Annotated in this window: 14 protein-coding genes; 2 read left to right on the forward strand and 12 right to left on the reverse strand. The window is 46.9% G+C overall.

Translation table 11 applies throughout. From position 1 onward, the window contains the following. Window positions 1-169: 169 nt before the first annotated feature. The 7 genes from dnaK to spoIIP form a co-directional block, all read right to left on the reverse strand. Complete coding sequence (gene dnaK / locus SGLY_RS12240) at window positions 170-2032, reverse strand: molecular chaperone DnaK (RefSeq protein ID WP_013625587.1); 1863 nt, start codon at window positions 2030-2032, stop codon at window positions 170-172. Between the two features lie 83 nt (window positions 2033-2115). After that, the gene (gene grpE / locus SGLY_RS12245; RefSeq protein ID WP_013625588.1) at window positions 2116-2649 is read right to left on the reverse strand and encodes a nucleotide exchange factor GrpE; all 534 of its coding nucleotides are present in this window, start codon (window positions 2647-2649) and stop codon (window positions 2116-2118) included. A 30-nt stretch (window positions 2650-2679) separates the two neighbouring features. Further along, window positions 2680-3717 carry a heat-inducible transcriptional repressor HrcA gene (gene hrcA, locus SGLY_RS12250; protein WP_013625589.1) on the reverse strand — a complete coding sequence of 346 codons (1038 nt, stop codon included), beginning with the start codon at window positions 3715-3717 and terminating at the stop codon, window positions 2680-2682. A gap of 101 nt (window positions 3718-3818) precedes the next feature. Then, the gene (gene hemW / locus SGLY_RS12255) at window positions 3819-5000 is read right to left on the reverse strand and encodes a radical SAM family heme chaperone HemW (RefSeq protein ID WP_013625590.1); all 1182 of its coding nucleotides are present in this window, start codon (window positions 4998-5000) and stop codon (window positions 3819-3821) included. A gap of 29 nt (window positions 5001-5029) precedes the next feature. Further along, the gene (gene lepA, locus SGLY_RS12260; protein WP_013625591.1) at window positions 5030-6835 is read right to left on the reverse strand and encodes a translation elongation factor 4; all 1806 of its coding nucleotides are present in this window, start codon (window positions 6833-6835) and stop codon (window positions 5030-5032) included. A 165-nt stretch (window positions 6836-7000) separates the two neighbouring features. Further along, window positions 7001-8584 carry a murein biosynthesis integral membrane protein MurJ gene (gene murJ / locus SGLY_RS12265; RefSeq protein WP_013625592.1) on the reverse strand — a complete coding sequence of 528 codons (1584 nt, stop codon included), beginning with the start codon at window positions 8582-8584 and terminating at the stop codon, window positions 7001-7003. A gap of 40 nt (window positions 8585-8624) precedes the next feature. Continuing rightward, window positions 8625-9641, reverse strand: coding sequence for a stage II sporulation protein P (spoIIP, locus tag SGLY_RS12270; RefSeq protein WP_013625593.1), 1017 nt, complete (start codon window positions 9639-9641; stop codon window positions 8625-8627). Between the two features lie 154 nt (window positions 9642-9795). Between spoIIP and rpsT the strand changes: the two genes are divergently transcribed. Beyond that, window positions 9796-10068: a 30S ribosomal protein S20 gene (gene rpsT / locus SGLY_RS12275; protein ID WP_041444797.1), complete on the forward strand. Its 273-nt coding sequence runs from the start codon at window positions 9796-9798 to the stop codon at window positions 10066-10068. Between the two features lie 124 nt (window positions 10069-10192). On the opposite strand, the gene SGLY_RS12280 is transcribed toward rpsT, so the two are convergent. The 5 genes from SGLY_RS12280 to SGLY_RS12305 all read right to left on the reverse strand — a co-directional run bounded on the left by SGLY_RS12280 (window position 10193) and on the right by SGLY_RS12305 (window position 15881). Next, a complete protein-coding gene (locus tag SGLY_RS12280) occupies window positions 10193-10984 on the reverse strand; it encodes an ADP-ribosylglycohydrolase family protein (RefSeq protein ID WP_013625595.1) in 792 nt (263 codons plus the stop codon). 49 nt (window positions 10985-11033) lie between these two features. Then, complete coding sequence (holA, locus tag SGLY_RS12285; protein ID WP_013625596.1) at window positions 11034-12068, reverse strand: DNA polymerase III subunit delta; 1035 nt, start codon at window positions 12066-12068, stop codon at window positions 11034-11036. Window positions 12069-12338: 270 nt separating this feature from the next. Then, a complete protein-coding gene (locus SGLY_RS12295; RefSeq protein ID WP_013625598.1) occupies window positions 12339-12857 on the reverse strand; it encodes a peptidylprolyl isomerase in 519 nt (172 codons plus the stop codon). Between the two features lie 69 nt (window positions 12858-12926). After that, the gene (locus tag SGLY_RS12300; RefSeq protein WP_013625599.1) at window positions 12927-15302 is read right to left on the reverse strand and encodes a DNA internalization-related competence protein ComEC/Rec2; all 2376 of its coding nucleotides are present in this window, start codon (window positions 15300-15302) and stop codon (window positions 12927-12929) included. A gap of 3 nt (window positions 15303-15305) precedes the next feature. Further along, on the reverse strand, window positions 15306-15881 hold the full coding sequence (locus tag SGLY_RS12305; protein WP_013625600.1) for a helix-hairpin-helix domain-containing protein: 576 nt from the start codon (window positions 15879-15881) through the stop codon (window positions 15306-15308). A gap of 225 nt (window positions 15882-16106) precedes the next feature. Between SGLY_RS12305 and SGLY_RS17165 the strand changes: the two genes are divergently transcribed. Next, complete coding sequence (locus tag SGLY_RS17165; protein ID WP_013625601.1) at window positions 16107-17771, forward strand: cell wall-binding repeat-containing protein; 1665 nt, start codon at window positions 16107-16109, stop codon at window positions 17769-17771. Window positions 17772-17839: the final 68 nt, after the last annotated feature.

Below are 17839 nucleotides of genomic sequence, written 5' to 3' on the forward strand. Positions count from 1 at the left end.
TTCAGCCTATAGCTCCTCTCAACAGGTCTCATAACGCCGAAGCGGGCACAAAGACAGCTTTGTACCCGTAGGCATTCGTCAATACAATATTATACAACCAAATACAATTTGATGTCAGCTTTTATCCCGAATTCGATCGAGATTATTTTTGAGCAAACCGGTCTTCATCTTATTGGTCTTTGTCCACCTCGGTATATTCGGCATCGACAACATTGTCGTCAGCCTTGCCTTGGCTTTTTGCCTGCTGTTCAGCTCCCTGACCCGCAGCGGCCTCCGGTCCGGCAGCCCCCTGGGCGCCGCCGCTCTGTTGATACATTTTTTCGATATAAGGATAGAGAACCTTAGTCAAAGCTTCGGATTTTGCTTTGATTTCTTCCAGGTTATCACTGCCCGCCACACTTTTTAATTCTTCAGCGGCCTTTTGAATATTGTCTCGTTCTGCCTGGTCTCCTTTGCCCTCAAAATCTTTAAGGGTTTTTTCCGCCTGATAAGCCAGAGAATCAGCCTCATTTTTGGCATCAATGGTTTGCCGTTGCTTCTTATCCTCTTCGGCGTGAGATTCGGCATCTTTACGCATTTTTTCGATTTCTTCTTTATTCAGACCTGCTGAAGCCGTGATGGAGACCTTCTGTTCATTGCCTGTCGCCATATCTTTCGCAGAAACATGCACAATCCCGTTTACATCGATATCAAATTTAACCTCAATCTGGGGAACCCCGCGCGGAGCAGGAGGAATACCGCTAAGCTGAAAACGTCCCAGTGTTTTGTTGTATGAGGCCATTTCACGTTCACCCTGCAAAACATGGATATCCACAGTTGTTTGGCTGTCTGCAGCGGTAGAGAAAATTTGGGATTTTGTTGTGGGGATCGTGGTATTGCGTTCAATAATTCTGGTAAACACACCGCCCATCGTCTCAATCCCAAGGGAAAGCGGGGCAACATCAACCAAAACAATATCCTTCATCTCTCCGGAAAGCACACCGCCCTGAACCGCCGCTCCCAGCGCCACAACTTCATCGGGATTTACACCCTTATGAGGCTCTTTCCCGCTGATTCTCTTAATTGCCTCCTGGACTGCCGGAATACGGGTAGAACCGCCGACCAGAATAATCTGGTCAAGATCGTTGAAGCCCAATTTGGCATCTTCCATGGCCTGACGGGTTGGTCCCAGAGTAGATTCAATCAGATCAGCGACCAGCTCTTCAAATTTGGCTCTGGCGACATTCAGATCAAGGTGCAAGGGGCCTTCAGCCGACATGGTAATAAAAGGCAGGTTAATGTTGGTCTGGCTGACACCGGAAAGTTCAATCTTGGCTTTTTCTGCCGCTTCCTTCAAGCGCTGCATAGCCATGCGGTCCTTCGACAGGTCCACTCCATTTTGTTTTTTGAATTCGACCACAATGTAGTCCATGATCCTCTGGTCAAAATCATCTCCGCCCAGATTGTTGTTCCCGCTGGTTGCCTTAACTTCTACCATCCCCTGGCTGAGCTCCAGTATGGACACATCGAAGGTCCCGCCGCCAAGGTCATAGACCAGTACCGTCTGATCTTTTTCTTTATCCAGACCATAGGCCAGCGCGGCGGCTGTCGGTTCATTGATGATACGCAATACTTCCAGTCCGGCGATCGTACCGGCGTCTTTCGTGGCCTGACGCTGGGAATCTGTGAAATAAGCCGGAACAGTGATGATTGCCTGTTTGACCTGTCCTCCCAGATATGCCTCGGCATCCGTTTTCAGTTTTTGGAGAATCATTGCGGAAATTTCTTGCGGGGTATAGGCCTTGCCGCTCAAAGTAACCTTATAATCAGAGCCCATGTGTCTCTTAATGGAAATCACCGTGTTTTCCGCATTGGAAACCGCCTGACGTTTTGCCACCTGACCGACCAGTCTCTCTCCCGTTTTAGAAAAACCAACTACCGAAGGAGTAATTCTGGACCCCTCAGCATTGGCAATAACGACAGGCTCGCCACCTTCAAGGACTGCTACACATGAATTTGTTGTCCCCAGGTCGATACCGATTACTTTACTCATTTTTTAGTTTCCTCCTTTTTTCATCGCCAGGCCCAAAAGCCTGAATGGATTGAATCTTCCTCTTGCTTCCCGGAATTTTATCCTTATTTCGATACCTTAACCATGCTGGGCCGGATGACTTTTTCTTTCAGCAGATAACCTTTCTGCAGCTCCTCCAAAATAATATTCTCGTCATGCTCCGATTCTTCCTGGATTAACGCTTCATGCAAATTGGGGTCAAAATCGCGGCCCAGAGCCTCAATCGCCGCCAAACCGTGACCTTCCATAACCTTCACGAATTGACGCAGAATCATATCCACTCCATGTGAAAATGTATCAAAATCGCGGTTGACTTTAGATGACTCTATCGCCCTTTCCAAATTATCCAGTACCGGCAGGAGAGAAACAATCACCTCTTCAGATGCGTACTTGGCATTCTCCTCCTTCTCCTTTTGCGTTCTTTTGCGAAAATTATCGAATTCTGCTTTCATCCTCTGCAGCATTTCATAATATTCTTCAGATTTGCTTTTGTATTCCTCTAATTCAACCCTGAATTCCTCAGGAAAATCAGATTCTGGTCTTTCAGCTGCATCCTCGTTGTTTAATGATTCGGGATCTTTTCTCTTTTCTTCACTCATTGAACAACCTGCCTCCTTGTTACTCATTTTTCAACGATGCCCTTCCGTCAGAAGCTCGGTAAGATAATGGGTCATATAGTCCACGATCGTAATGGTTTTTTGATAATCCATCCTCGTCGGACCGAGAACCCCTATGGAACCGATCTGCCGGCCATTAATATGGTATGTCGCGGAGATGATGCTGCAGTTGCGCAGGATCTGCTCCTCATTTTCCAAACCAATCGATATCTGGACCCCTTCCTGGTCCTGCTTCAGCAAAGTCTTCAACTTCTTGTTTTCTTCGAAAACACCAAATAAGGAGCGGAGCTTATCCATATCCTGAAATTCAGGCTGGTTCAGCATATTGAGCGTACCTCCCAGATACACCCTGTCCTTTGGTCCTTCCTTCTCGTCAACAAGCGTTCTTTCCAGAATGCCCAGCATGGAATCAATCATCCTTCTTTTTTGAGAAAGCGCGCTATAGATCTCTTGCAAGATCCCCTGCTTCAGGTTGCTTACCGGAGCGCCGCTGATCTTTTCATTGAAAAGATTCGCCAGCATCTGAAGATCTTCCAGGGAAGTATCTTCATCCAAATCGATCAGATCATTCTCTACCGTCCCGTTATCCTTCACTGTCACCATAATGGCTTTTCCTTCTTCATAGGGCAGAAAGTAAATCTTTTTCAAGGCCTTATTTTTTCTTTTGGGCCCAAGAACCAGACTGGTCAGGCTTGTGATCTGAGAAATAAGCTTGCCTGTATACTCGATGACTTCCTCAACCTCATTGATCCTGCCGGAAATCTCATGATTAATCCGGTCTTTATCCTCGGTTGTCAGGGAGAGCGGTTCCAGCAAATAATCCACATAGTAGCGGTAGCCGGAATCGGAAGGAACCCTTCCCGCAGAAGTATGCGGCTGTTCAATAAAACCCATATCTTCCAAATCAGCCATTTCATTGCGAATCGTGGCCGGTGATACTCCAAGATCAAATTTGCGGGAAATTGTCCTTGATCCCACAGGTTCGGCCGTCGCAATATAATCCTGAATAATGGCCCGTAAAATTTTTTGTTTTCTTTCATCCATTCCCATCTTGACCACCCGCATCTTGTTAGCACTCTCATTTGGTGAGTGCTAATTCTGACCATACATTAGCATGAAGGTAAAATATTGTCAAGGCTTTTTGCAAAGATTCAAAGCATAAACTTTGTCAGAACAGCATTCGCCACAAAAAAATATTGAGGGTTCAGCTTTAACCTTCCATGATCGGCTAACAGGTACCCTTTTTGCATATATTCTGCCAAAAATTCTCTATAAATATCCTCTATATTGCGTTGAAATTTTCCGTAAAATGTTTCAAAAGCAATCCCTTCAGCCGTCCTCAATCCCAGCATCATGAATTCAGAAATCATTTGCTCCTCCGTCAGGTATTCCCGGTCTTCTGCTTGAGCCTGCCGGGCATAGCCCTCTGCCAGGTTCAAATTATACTGATCGAGGCTGTCTATATTTTTACTTCTTACTCCTTTTAAGCAGGATACGGCCCCCGGACCAAGCCCAAGATATTGATCCCCCCGCCAATAGGACAAATTGTGCCGGCACTCATAACCGGGGAGCGCAAAGTTCGATATTTCATAGCGGGCATATCCCGCTGTTTCCAGAAGTTCAACCGCTCCCTCATACATATCGGCCTGCAGATCATCGTCCGGCAGACAGACATTGGCTTTGCCGGCGCCGTCAGAACCGTATTCCCGGCCGAAAGGTGTTTCCTCTTCCAAAGTCAGGGCATAGAGAGAAAGATGCTGAGGCTTAAAGGCTATCGCTTTTTCCAGAGTCTCAAACCACTTTTCCATTGTCTGTCCCGGCAATCCGAACATCAAATCCAGGTTTAGATTATCGATTCCCGCTCCACGAATGATTTTAACCGCCTCTTCCACTTGTTTGACCCCGTGAATTCTCCCGATCTCCTTTAAAAAGCCGTCATCTAAAGCCTGTACCCCCAGAGAAACCCGGTTGATCCCAAAGGCCTGCAAAATTTGCGCTTTCTTTTCGTTGATTGTTCCCGGATTGCATTCTATGGTCCTCTCTGTTCTTCCGTCGTTCCGGCCGGCTATTTCCCCGATCAGAATAAGCAATTCCTTTAATTCCCCTTCATCCAGCACCGACGGTGTTCCTCCCCCAATAAAAAGAGAAGATACCCCGCCCGGGGCATCCTGTCTGCGCAGAGAAATTTCCTTCCGTATACCCTCCAAATATTTACGGATCAAGACACTTCTGTTTTTGTCCTCTTTCCCGTTCGGGGCCAGAGCAACGGAATAAAAAGCACAATACGGACACTTTTTTACACAAAACGGAACATGTACATACAAGGCAGTCATCACTTGTCCCTCCGCCCGTTCCTGAATATTCAGTCGTCCATTTTCAGTACGGCCATAAAAGCATCCTGAGGAATTTCCACACTGCCAACCTGCTTCATCCGTTTCTTCCCCTCTTTCTGCTTTTCCAAAAGCTTGCGTTTCCGGCTGATATCACCGCCATAGCATTTGGCCAATACATCCTTGCGCATCGCCTGAATGGTCTCCCTGGCAATAACCCTTGTCCCGATTGCCGCCTGAATCGGCACCTCAAACATCTGTCTGGGAATGAGCTTACGCAGTTTTTCCACAAGTTTCCGTCCGCGAGGATAAGCTTTGTCCTTGTGAACAATAAAAGACAGCGCATCAACGATCTCGCCGCTAAGCATGATATCCAATTTAATCAGGTCGGATTCCTTATAGCCCTTCAACGCATAGTCCAGAGAAGCAAATCCTTTTGTCCGGGATTTGAGCTGGTCAAAATAATCATAGACAATTTCACTGAGCGGAAGCTCATAATGAAGACTTACCCTGGTCTCCGTAATATATTCCATGTTCACAAAGGTTCCGCGTTTTTCCTGATTCAGCTCCATAATTGCCCCTACATATTCCGAAGGAACCATGACCGTAGCCCTGACCACAGGTTCCTCTATGCTGGCAATTTCTCCGGCTGAAGGCATTAAAGCGGGGTTATCGATATAAATTACTTCACCGTCAGCCTTATTTACTTTATAAACAACACTGGGCGCTGTCGTAATAATATTCAGACCAAATTCTCTTTCCAGTCTTTCCTGAATGATTTCCATATGCAAAAGTCCCAAAAAACCGCACCGAAAACCAAAGCCCAAAGCGGCCGATGTCTCATTTTCATACATCAGACTGGCATCATTTAATTGCAGTTTTTCCAAAGCGTCCTTTAAACGGTCATACTCAGAGGTTTCCACCGGATACAGCCCGCAGAAAACCATAGATACGGCTTTCCGGTATCCCGGCAGCGGCATGGGTGCCGAATTGCGGGCATCTGTCACCGTATCCCCGACCCTGGTATCTCCCACATTTTTGATGCTCCCCGCGATATAACCGACATTACCGGCTTTAAGCTCCTGTACGGGAGTCATTTCCGGCGTAAAGACACCTGTTTCAATCACTTCAAAAATCTTGCCTGTCGACATCATTTTAATGGAGGTCCCCTTGCTCACCTTCCCGTCAAAAAGGCGGATATAAGGGATCGCGCCCCGGTAAGAATCAAATTTAGAGTCAAAAATCAATGCCTTAAGCGGAGCGGAATCATCACCTTGCGGGGGCGGGACCCTGTTCACAATGGCTTCCAGGATTTCCTCCACACCCTGTCCGCTTTTGGCCGAAGCCAAAATCGCGTCACTGGCATCCAGACCGATGATCTCCTCGATCTCTTTTTTCACCCGGTCCGGTTCAGCACTGGGAAGATCAATTTTATTAATCACCGGAATAATCTCCAGGTTATTTTCCAAAGCCAGATAGACATTGGCCAAAGTCTGGGCCTCAATCCCCTGGGCGGCATCAACAACAAGCAAGGCCCCTTCACAGGCAGCCAGGCTTCTGGAAACCTCATAAGAAAAGTCCACATGACCCGGGGTATCGATCAGATTCAGTTCATAGATCTCTCCATCAGCCGCCTTGTACTTCAGCCTGACCGCCTGAAGCTTAATCGTAATCCCGCGTTCTCTCTCCAGGTCCATCGAATCGAGGACCTGTTCCTTAAGCTCCCGGGCAGACAGTGTTCCTGTATGCTCAATCAAACGGTCGGCCAGAGTAGACTTGCCATGGTCAATATGCGCGATAATAGAGAAATTTCTGATTTTGGACGAGGCTTGAGCCATATTTTTATACTCCCCTAAAAATCTAATTATTTTTCCACAAGATGTTCTATCCTATTGGACCGGATATGTTTTGTTTTCAGCCCCTAATTATAGCAAATAAAGCACTGTCCTGACAACAAAAGCATATTTTTCCGGTCGTTTATGTTGATCGTTCTTTTTGTTTCTTCATGTGGTTCTTTTTTCCGTTGTTCCTTTTTTGCGTCTTCTTAACATATCCATAGCCATTTCGTACTCTTCCATTTTCATGATCTTTGTAGCAATTGCATAGAAAACCATCCCGGCCAGGCTTCCGCAGATCAAGACCCCCAGAGACCCTGCTTTGCCGCTTCCCAGGCTAAACTCCAGGAGCCTGGCTAAAACAAACACGATCAGTCCCATCAAAAGTGAAACCACTGTTGCTTTGAATGTCGTTGATATGATGGTCCGGGCATCTATCCTGCCCATGATCCTGCGTAAAAAAACAAAAAGTAAAATCATTTGCAGGACTACTCCAAGACTGGAGGCCAGAGCCAAGCCCCCGTGGGCCAGAGGACCGACCAGAATAAACATCCAGATTATACTGAAAAGCATGGCAGCCAGTCCGATAAAAACGGGAGTCCAAGTATTTTGCATAGCATAAAAAGCTCTGGGTAGAATCTGGATTACAGCCTGAGCAGTCATCCCCAGACAGAAGAAGAAAAGAGGTATAGATGTAAGCAGAGTATCATTGGCTGTAAACTTACCATGTTGGAACAAAAATGTAATAAGCGGCTCTCTAAGCACGATCATTCCGACTGAAACAGGCATTGTCATATAAATGACAAGCCTGGTCACGCCGGAAATGGTTTCAATCAGATCCTCGGTCTTTCTTAATGCCGCCTGTTCAGTCATGGTCGGAAATACCGCCACCCCGATTGCCAAAGCGAAAATTCCGATCGGCACCTGAAACAGCCTGTAGGAATACCAGATGGCAGTCAGGCTGCCCGGGATCAAAGCCGAGCCCAAATTGGAATTCACGGCCACCTGCAGCTGATTAAGGGTATACATAATAATGATCGGCAAAGAAAGGGCTATGATTTTTCTGACCCCGGGATGCTTCAAATCAATCACCGGATAATAACGCCAGCCTACCTTACGCAAGTAAGGCAGCTGGACCAAAAAATTTGCCAAAGCTCCGATAACCACTCCGAAAGCAAAACCGGAAATACTTCTGGGATCATCAGAATGAGACATCAATGCTCCAAAAAAAATAATACTGGCGTTATATAAAACCGTTCCGACCGCTGAGGGCCAAAAGATTTTATGGGAATTCAAAATACCCATGATTATCCCGCTCAAAGCCAGAATGACCGGCTGCATGAGCAGGATCCGGGTAAGATATACTGCCAGTTCCTTATTTTGAGAAGTAAACCCGGGTACCTGAAAGGCGATAAATTTGGGGGCAAAAATCATCGCTGTAACGACCAGCGCACATAAAGCCAGGAAAATCACATTCGTCACCGAACTGATGACCTTCCAGCCTTCTTCTTCCTCACCCTTGGCAATATACTCGGACAGGACCGGAATGAGCGCCGCGCTGAGCACTCCCCCCACTAAGAGCCAGTAAAGGAGATCCGGCAAGATAAACGCTGTATTATAGGCATCGGTGGCCCCGATCTTGCCAAAAAGCCCGGCCATCAGCGACTCCCTGACAAAACCCAGGATTCTGGATACCAAATTTGCCGCCGCCATAAATCCGGCGGCCTTCATCATCTTTTGCGTAGTAGACATAGCTCTCTCTTTTCGGGTAAATCCTTATTCAGAAATTATATCATTGTTTTAAACACTCCTTCAATACTTCTGCCAAAGGCTCAACCGAGTTCAGGGCTTCCTCCGGAGAATTGAGCTGGCTGCCGACTTCCAATAAAACGGCGCCATTGGACAAATGCTGATTGTACCTGGCCTGCAAGGCATAGTTTGGATTCTGCGAGAAAAGTCCCGGATATTTTTGCTGTCCGACACCAATGATCTTTTTCACCAGCTGATTATTTTTTTCCCAATGAGGATTCTTCTGACCGACGACAAACAATATTTTGGCCATATTCTTATCTTCCAGCCTCACCACTCCTTTTCCGACTTCGGGCGGGAGCCCGTCCCGGTGTAAATCGATCAAAATCCGAATCGTCGGATTTTCCTTAAGCAGCTTCTGGGCCGAATTGATTGAGCGGCTATAGGCGCTCATAAATTCCTTATCATTGATGTCCGTGTTGTGAACTGTTCCTATACCCTTCTTGTTCAACGTTTCCGCGAGGGCCTTGCCGACAGCCACCACATCACCCTGCCCGTCGGCATGATCCTTTCTGCCGGAATCATCCCCTGTATAGTTTTCGGAATTATGGGTATGGTAGATCCCCACTAAAATATCCTCATCATTTTTGGCCGGAGCCGGTTCAGCCGGAACATAATTTTCAATGGGTTCAATATTTGCTCCTTCCATTTCAGGGTCCTGAGGATTATAAGCCCATCCCAGCCAGTATGGGCCGTCTCTGGGCGGGGCAAAATAACCCAAAAAATATGTCCTGGCATCTGAAATATTAACTCCTGTCAGAAGAAACATCCCGATTCCTGCCGCTTGCTTTCGCAGTTGATCTATTTTTACCTGCTCAGGCCCGGCCAATCCGGGTATACCTTCCAAAATAATATTTTCAAACGGAAAACTTCTCTCCGCAAGAACCTTAATCACATAACCGGTACTGTCATTGGAAATTGCAAAATAAATTGAGGTCGAAAAAGAGACCAGAAAAAATCCGATACAAACAATCATTACCCATCTCTTTTCAAAAAACAAAACACCACCACCTTCCATATTAAGGAATATGAGGGTTGTTTTACCGATAGAACAATTTTTTTTTACAATATTCCTTGCATCTATTTTGTCATCTATGATAGAATAATCTTTGCGTAAATGTACGGTAGTTCGTTTGAAGGGGGTGACTATGCTAATGCCGAATATTAAATCCGCTGTGAAAAGAGTTGAGCTCTCCAAAATCAGGAATCTAAAAAATTCCGCCGCTAAGTCTGCCTTGAAAACAACAATACGCCGTTTTGAGGAAGCTCTTGCCGCAGGGCCTGAAGGTGCTGCCGAAGCTCTTCGCAAGGCTACCAGAGCACTGGATAAAGCAGCCTCCAAAGGCTTGATTCATAAAAACCAAGCTGCTCGCAGAAAATCAAGACTAACGAAAAAACTCAGCGATACAAAAAACCAGGCGAGCTAGAGGAATTTGTTCAACCAATACTCTAACCCGTTACGAGAAAGCAGGCATCCGTTTACAATCATGTGAATGGATGCCTGCTTTTTTACCCTTTCCCTGTGCTAAGCAACGACATATCTGAACTTGATTAGACAGGCGGGAAAATGCTTTCAAAATCAGTCAATATTTTTAGAAGGCGCCCATCAAGAAACGTCAAGGCCTTTTCTCGGATTTCAGCCGGGACACCGTAATAGGCTTGGGCTATACCGCCCGTAATCGCGGCCAGAGTATCACTGTCACCGCCGATCGAGACCGCATTGCGAATGGCATCCTCGAAAGATCCTGATTCAAGAAAGGCCATAATCGCCTGCGGCACGGTATCTTGACAAGTTTGGTTGAATTTATAGCTGTCACGTATCATGTCGAGTGTAAAATTCAACGGGTAATAGTACTGGTCTACATGGTTCCGGATTTCGAAAATGTTTTTTCCCTCACGGGCAAGAAAAACACAGACGGCGGTTGCTTCCGCTCCCTTTATCCCTTCGGGATGATTATGGGTGACCTCGGTGACTTTGCGTGAAAGCCGCTTTGCCCCGTCGATCGTTTCAGCCGCGAAAGCACAAGCAGATACGCGCATTGCCGAACCATTGCCGAAACTATGATAAGGCTGGGGATTGTCCGAGTACAGCCATTGCCTGAACATCCCGCCATAGCCGCAGTCAGGGTACAGGCGGCCAACCTCCTGCATTGCTTTAACGGCGAAAGCTCCAAGCTTATCCTGATCTCCGGCGCAATCCAGCAGAGCCTTCGCCACCGCCAGGCTCATCACGCTGTCGTCCGTAAATTTACAGTGAGAAGTAAACAAGTCAAATTCTTTCGTCTTGATTGTGCTGCACTCAAACTGTGAACCGACAAGATCACCGATGATTGCTCCAAGCATGTTAATTACCTCTTTAAAAAAATAAGAAAAAGAAACTGCCGGGCAAACCTTACTTGCAAAGTTTGATCACCATCATTTCCAATAAAAACTGCGGATCTCCCCCGCTTGTCTTAAAGGCGATATCCGTATTCAAACAATCTTCCAGGGCTTTTTCCAGCATCGGGAAAGTGAATTTTGCGGACTGGCGAAAAACCTTATTCGCTTCAAAGGGCTTGATCGAAGCGACTCTCACCAATTCCTCGGGCTTCCCCCCCCCGGTTCTGAGATAACATGCCGTTAGCAGCAATCTTACCTGGCGTACGATCATTGTATTTACCTTCAGATAGTGTTCCCTTTCCACGACTTCCCGAAGTCTTTGCAGGGCTTCCCCGGCGTTTCTGGCGGCAATTCCGTCCAGCATTTTAAACACCGTTGTTTCCGCCATGGGAATACAAACAGCCCCAATATCTTCCTTCATGATTTCCTGTCTGTCCCCAAGGTAGACCGCCAGCTTTTCTATCTCAGCGCCTAATATCCCGGTATGATGCCCTGACCACTCCGCCAGGTAGGACGCGGCCTGCATTCCGATGGTTTTCCCGTTTGCCCTTGCTTCGGCCCCTATCCATTCCTGCCACTCTCCGGTTCCACTAGGCATAGCAAATTCAATGATTCTGCCTGCTTTAGCCATGGCCTGATATAGCCTGCGGCCTTTATTCGCTTTATTGGCAATGATACATAAAATGCTTGAAGGATTAGGATCTTGCAGATAGTCAATCAAAGGTTCAACCGACCAGGAATCCTGGTCCATCTCCTCATCCTCCGAACTGTTTTTCTTTTTTGCCTGATCGAAATAAGGAGCATTGTCCACAATCACCAATTTGCGGGAAAACAAAGCAGAGGAATTCAGCGTTTCGATGATCTGATCCACAGGTATCTCTTTCCCTTGCATGATCTCAATATTGCTTCCTGAAGGATCTTCCCTCAGAAACAGCTTTTTCATTCCTTGAACACTTTGTAAAAGGGAATACCTGTCCTCCCCGTATAACAGATAAACAACTGCCAGATTTTCTTCCTCAATATCCCTCTTCAGCCGATCAAAAGACATCTCTCTCCACCTTAAATATCCATACTTGGATCATTTGTTCAAATACCGGATTCCTCGGCCTGATGTGTTCAAGCCCCATAAAAAGTATATACCCGGCCAATACTATTATGCAATAAACAAAAAAAAGCCCCTTCAATTTCATGAAGGGGGAAAGAAAGAGGAGGAGAAAAGAGATGTTCAACACTATTATTTCCATGTCATTCCTCTTTTTATTCATTAATTTATATTTTTTGTTAAATTATTCAGAAAAGATGACGATCCAAACTACTTTCAGCTTATTTCCGGTTCTTCATATTCGACACCTTTGGTATCGACCGTGACGGTCTTTATTTTTTGCTGTTCAATCGGCCTGTCCCGGTAATCTGTTTCCGCTGAAACAATTCCATCAGCAACATCCAGACCTTCGATAACCTTGCCAAAGGCCGCGTATAAACCATCCAGATGGTCCGCATCTTCGACCATGATAAAGAATTGTGAACCCGCAGAATCATTATCCTGGGAGCGGGCCATGGAGAGAACCCCTCTGGTATGTATCAGATCGTTTTTGATTCCATTGGAACTAAATTCCCCTTTGATTCCATAACCGGGACCGCCCATGCCTGATCCGTTGGGACACCCTCCCTGAATCATGAACCCGGGAATTACTCTGTGAAAAATCAGGCCGTCATAAAAACCCTTCTTGATCAGGGAAACAAAATTACGCACGGTGTTCGGCGCAGCCTCAGGATACAGCTCAGCCTTTATGATCCCCCCGTTTTCCATTTCAAAGGTTACAATTGGATTTTCCATTTGGCATCCCATCCTTTCAATCAATTGGCTCTATTTTAACATATCAGCAATCATTACAAAATACCTGATTTAGTTCCTCTCCGTTGACAGGGTCATTCCCCGGCGGCCCAGGACAAGCGTGACCGTCCCGTCCTCATCCGTGCGGTAGACCGGGATACCTCTCTCCTCCCAATACTCCACAACCTCAGGCGCAGGATGACCATAGCGATTTTTACCGACAGAGATAACCACTCCCCGCGGGGAAATCTCCTGATAGAAATCGGGAACCAGTGATCCCTTGCTCCCATGATGGGGGATCTTCAGAAAATCCGCTCCCCAATCATCTCCCCTTGCCTGGATATCTTGAATTTCTTGCTCGGCCATATCTCCGGTCAATAACACTTTAAAGCCTTCATATTCAGCCAATAAGACAAGTGAGCCGTCATTGAAGCTCTCCGTCTCTGTATTGTGATATCCGCTTACAGGACCCAAAAAATGCAGAACCAGTCCCGAATCGTAACGGAGGACATCTCCCGCGCCCAGCCTGCTTATCCTGTTTTCTCTCCAAAAAGGCTCCGGTATTCCTTCCCGCCATTTTAGCTCCGCTTCATGACCGCCGGTTTGCGGTAAGCCTACTTTTTCTGTGGGAATATTGTTTAAAAGATATTCTCCTCCGCCTAAATGATCCCTGTCCGGGTGAGTAAACAAAACCATGTTCAGTTTTCCTATCCCTTTATGTAAAAGATAGGGAAGAACAATCGTTTCTCCGGCATTAAAGCTGTCTGTTTGGGGCCCGCTGTCGACCAGCAGGGTTTCCTCTGCTGTTTGGAGCAGGATACAGTCTCCCTGCCCGACATCAAGAAAAACTATCCGGATATCTCTTCCGCTGTACCCATGGAAAATCACCGTCAGGAAGAAAACAAAGAGCAAAATCCCTGCCGCCTGTTTTTGCGTAATCAGATTCTTCACCTTGAACTTCCTTAACCCTACATTGACAATAAAGACCGCTTTTTCCCTGTCTCCAAACAAAAGAAAAATCCCCAGGTACCAGAAAAGCCAAAATGCCTTTCCCGGCTCCAAAACCCAGAAGTCCGCCCAGGGTAAAGAGGCCAGGATAACAAGACCCTTTTGCGAAAGCTCCAGAAGCCAAAAGGCTGCTGTAAGAAAGATCCTGGCCAGAAAAGGCAGAAAGATGAGCAGCATCCCGATCAGACCCAATTCCAACACCGCGCCCAGGACATATCCAATAAACAGATTAGCTGCCAGGCCGACCAGGGACACTCTATGGAATACCGTCATCAGAATGGGCATCGCCATGATCTGTGCGCCCAATCCCAAACAAAAAGCGGTTCTCAATCCCGCAGGCATCGCCGCGAAGGGCTTTTTCCCCTCCAAAAGCGGAGTCAGCAGGATGATTCCTAAGCTTGAAGCAAAAGAAAGCTGAAAACTCACATCCCGGAGATAAAGAGGATTGTGCAAAAACAGCAGAACTCCGGCAAATGCCAGCCAGCGCAAAGCGGATACCTGCTGCCTGGAGATTCTGCCCGCCAATACTGCCGATACCAGAATCGCTGCCCTTAAAACAGGAGGATGAAAACCGCACAATGAGGCATAAAGCCAGATAAATCCTAAACTCGCCGCCGCCCTCAGTTTAAGCGGGAGAAAAAAGAATATCCCCCAGGCCAAAAGCAAGACAAAGACAATATTGGACCCGGATGCCGCAAAAACATGAAGGACTCCGGTAACCTTAAACAGTTCTACCAGGTCTTTGTCTAAACCCCAGGTGTCCCCAAAAAGGATTGCTTCCATCAAGCCGGCTTCAGCAGGCCGCATCTCCATGAGGATTTGATGAAACTTATCCCGCAACAGCCAGTTCAAGGGAGGATCTCCTTTCCGAACCAGTATCGCTTCCCCTTTGGCCGTTAAAATCCCATTGATTCCCCTTACCGCATAATAGACAGGAGCATGAAAGCCGCCTTCAACTCCCGGTTCTTTGGGCTGTTCGAGCTTCACACGAACTCTTATCCGGTCACCGGGAGTCACCCTGCTCCAGCCGTCCGCAAAACCTTCCTTCCCAGAATAAACAGCGATGATATAGTTGCCTTCAGTCCCATATCGGCTTTCTCCAAAAACATTGCTGATCCTCAATACCCCCCTGGCTGAGGAAGAATCAGCCTGCCAGTCTTCAAGAATGCCCTCCACCGTAATATTGTCCATGGTTACAGGAACAGAAAGCCCTTTATCGGCAGTCATTCCCAGCAGACAAGCGGCTCCGAAACCGGCCAGAAGCAGCCACCATTCAGCTCTTCTTAAACGACCGAAAAAATCCCGGGGTTTCCAAACCAACCATCTTAAACAGATCAGGAAAAGCAAAAATCCTATCCATATCCCGGCTTTGCTGAAGTACACTCCCGCAATTCCTCCGGCAAGAACTGTTCCGGCCCTGTTCACCCATTTGTCCGTCATCCCTTATTGTCCGACCGTCAGATACCCTGACATCTTTTCATAGGTCTTTTCTCCGATTCCCGACACATTCTTCAGGTCCTCCGGAGTATTGTACAATCCATTGTCCTTACGGTAATCTATAATCCTCTTGGCTAAAGCCGGCCCTATCCCCGGAATCCTGTCAAGCTCAGCCAGGTCTGCCGTATTAATATTTACTTTTTCCGAGGAGCTGCTTGAAGTGTCCCGATTATCCGTCGTACTGCCGGGTTCTGTGTCCTTCTGACTTTCCATTGCCGTCTTCTTTGCGGGAATGATAATTTTCTGTCCGTCTTTCAGCTTTTGGGCGGGATTAATCATATCTAAATCAGCCTCTGAAGTGACCTGAGCAGCTTTTAACGCGTCATCCATACGGGCATCCAGGGCCAGACGCAGCATCCCCGGCTGACGAACCGCCCCCGTAATATAGACCACAATATCCCCGTTGTTGGGGTCCTGCTCAAACTCCACCGGAGATTTGACAGGCAGGAAAACTCTTAACGCAGCCGTCACCAGCAACAGACCTAACGCTGCCCACCACAGCACTTTAGCTTTATTTCTCATGATCTGCCCCCAATATACTGAAAAAGTATTTTTAGGAACATTCTTCCTTTTATTCTAAAATCCTTCCTGATTAGAGCTGAAATTCTTTATTAGAGCTGAAATTCTTTTTATTTTTTATGTTGTTTTTTTGGCGCCGCTATCATTATCTTTACCTTTTTTGACGATATAATTAAAGTAATCGTCCCCTGAGACAATCATCAACTTTTACTAAGGAGGCTCCTTTCAATGCGAAAATGTTCCCTTCTCAAACGTTTTTTTTGTCTGCTGCTCACTGTGTCAGTCCTGTTTATCTTTTCCTCCCAAAGTAAGGAAGCATACGCTGAAAATAGAGTTTCCCGACTGGCCGGACCGGACAGGTACCGGACAGCCGTCCAGATTTCCCAGGCAGGCTGGAAAACTTCTAAATATGCCATCATTGTCCGGGGCAGCGACTTTGCCGATGCTCTTTGCGCCGTGCCCCTTGCCCAAAAATACAATTGTCCCATTCTGTTCTCCAATTATGATCTGACCAACTCCGCTACCCTTGATGAGCTGGACAGACTGGAGGCAGAAAATATTTTGATTGTCGGCGGCTATGGCGCAATATCCGATAATGCTGAAAAAGAGCTGGATTCCATCGACATTGACAATATCGAACGCATTTTCGGAGCGGACAGATACGAAACTTCGGTTGAAATCGCCAAAAGACTCGGCAGCAAGGATGTCGCTCTGGTAACAGGGAACGATTATTCCGATGCTCTGTCCATCTCTTCCATTGCCTCGATCAAAGGCCTTGCCATTCTGCTCTGTCCCCAAAATAACATCCCGGACTCAGTAAAAAACCACCTGGATAACTATAAAATTGAGCATACCTATATTATCGGAGGAACCGGAGCAATCAGTAAAAGCATCGAGAAACAGGTGCCTGCTCCGACCAGAATCAATGGGAAAAACCGTTATGAAACAAACAAGCTTATTCTGCAGAAATTCTCTTCCGATCTGGATTTTAACAATCTCTTTGTCTCCCGGGGCGAAGGCTCCGATGGGTTTGCCGATTCCCTGGCCGGAGGAGCCCTTGCCGCTCAGTTCGGTTCTCCGATTATCCTGGTCAACAACAAATTGCCTCAAGGAACAAGAGATTATTTGAGAACCAAACTGACTGTCGCCAGTCATCTTACTGTTTTAGGTGGAACCGGCGCCGTACCTGATGAAGTGGTGAGCCTTCTTCTCGACGATCTGGGCAAGATGAAAAAAAGTATTTTTGACCAGCCGGGCACATACGGACCTTCTTCAGGAACAAGCACGGTAGCCGGAAGCATCGATATTGAAGCAGGCGATATTACCGTTCAAAATACCGTGATCGAAGGCGACCTTTTACTTGGTGAAGGAATATATTACGGTGATGTCATCCTGAAAAACGTTACGGTAAAAGGACAAATCACCATCAGGGGCGGATATAATTCTCTCCTTCTGGGGGATGCGCTGACAGCAAAACTGATTACGATTAATGTTCCGGATAAAAAAACAACCAACCTTGCGGTCAAGAATAAATCAAAGATCGCCAAGGTAAAAACCCTTTCCCCCGCCACCCTTGATGATTCCCAGGAAACTTCCGCCGCGGGCGGCTTCAATGATGTTGATGCCCGGCTCGGAGATCTCACCCTCCTGGGCACTTTTAATACTCTGAATGTCTCTGCCGCCGGAGCAGATATTCTTCTGGAACAGGCGGAGATTAAAGCTCTGAACGTCATGTCCCCGGCAACAGTATCCGGTGAGGGAAAAATAACAAAGGCAACCATCAGCAGCAATGGAGTTGTTCTGGAAATCAAACCCGGGACAACGGCCATCCAGTCGGGCTATGAGGCTGAGGTAGACGAAGAATGGCTGGTAGGGCCTATTCCTGTGAAATAATCAATTGCCCAAAAAGGAATGGCCGCGGTACCAAAGCGATACTGCGGCCATTCCTTTTCTTTTTGACG

Origin of the sequence: Syntrophobotulus glycolicus DSM 8271, from assembly GCF_000190635.1 — a bacterium.
In the GTDB taxonomy this organism is placed as follows: domain Bacteria; phylum Bacillota; class Desulfitobacteriia; order Desulfitobacteriales; family Syntrophobotulaceae; genus Syntrophobotulus; species Syntrophobotulus glycolicus.

Bases quoted from the DNA above. Each gene is read 5' to 3' on its own strand.
- dnaK (WP_013625587.1), bottom strand. From the start codon at position 2,032: ATGAGTAAAGTAATCGGTATCGACCTGGGGACAACAAATTCATGTGTA.
- lepA (WP_013625591.1), bottom strand. From the start codon at position 6,835: ATGGCTCAAGCCTCGTCCAAAATCAGAAATTTCTCTATTATCGCGCAT.
- hemW (WP_013625590.1), bottom strand. From the start codon at position 5,000: ATGACTGCCTTGTATGTACATGTTCCGTTTTGTGTAAAAAAGTGTCCG.
- SGLY_RS12280 (WP_013625595.1), bottom strand. From the start codon at position 10,984: ATGCTTGGAGCAATCATCGGTGATCTTGTCGGTTCACAGTTTGAGTGC.
- rpsT (WP_041444797.1), top strand. From the start codon at position 9,796: ATGCCGAATATTAAATCCGCTGTGAAAAGAGTTGAGCTCTCCAAAATC.
- SGLY_RS12300 (WP_013625599.1), bottom strand. From the start codon at position 15,302: ATGACGGACAAATGGGTGAACAGGGCCGGAACAGTTCTTGCCGGAGGA.
- holA (WP_013625596.1), bottom strand. From the start codon at position 12,068: ATGTCTTTTGATCGGCTGAAGAGGGATATTGAGGAAGAAAATCTGGCA.
- murJ (WP_013625592.1), bottom strand. From the start codon at position 8,584: ATGTCTACTACGCAAAAGATGATGAAGGCCGCCGGATTTATGGCGGCG.
- hrcA (WP_013625589.1), bottom strand. From the start codon at position 3,717: ATGGGAATGGATGAAAGAAAACAAAAAATTTTACGGGCCATTATTCAG.
- SGLY_RS12305 (WP_013625600.1), bottom strand. From the start codon at position 15,881: ATGAGAAATAAAGCTAAAGTGCTGTGGTGGGCAGCGTTAGGTCTGTTG.
- SGLY_RS12295 (WP_013625598.1), bottom strand. From the start codon at position 12,857: ATGGAAAATCCAATTGTAACCTTTGAAATGGAAAACGGGGGGATCATA.
- grpE (WP_013625588.1), bottom strand. From the start codon at position 2,649: ATGAGTGAAGAAAAGAGAAAAGATCCCGAATCATTAAACAACGAGGAT.
- SGLY_RS17165 (WP_013625601.1), top strand. From the start codon at position 16,107: ATGCGAAAATGTTCCCTTCTCAAACGTTTTTTTTGTCTGCTGCTCACT.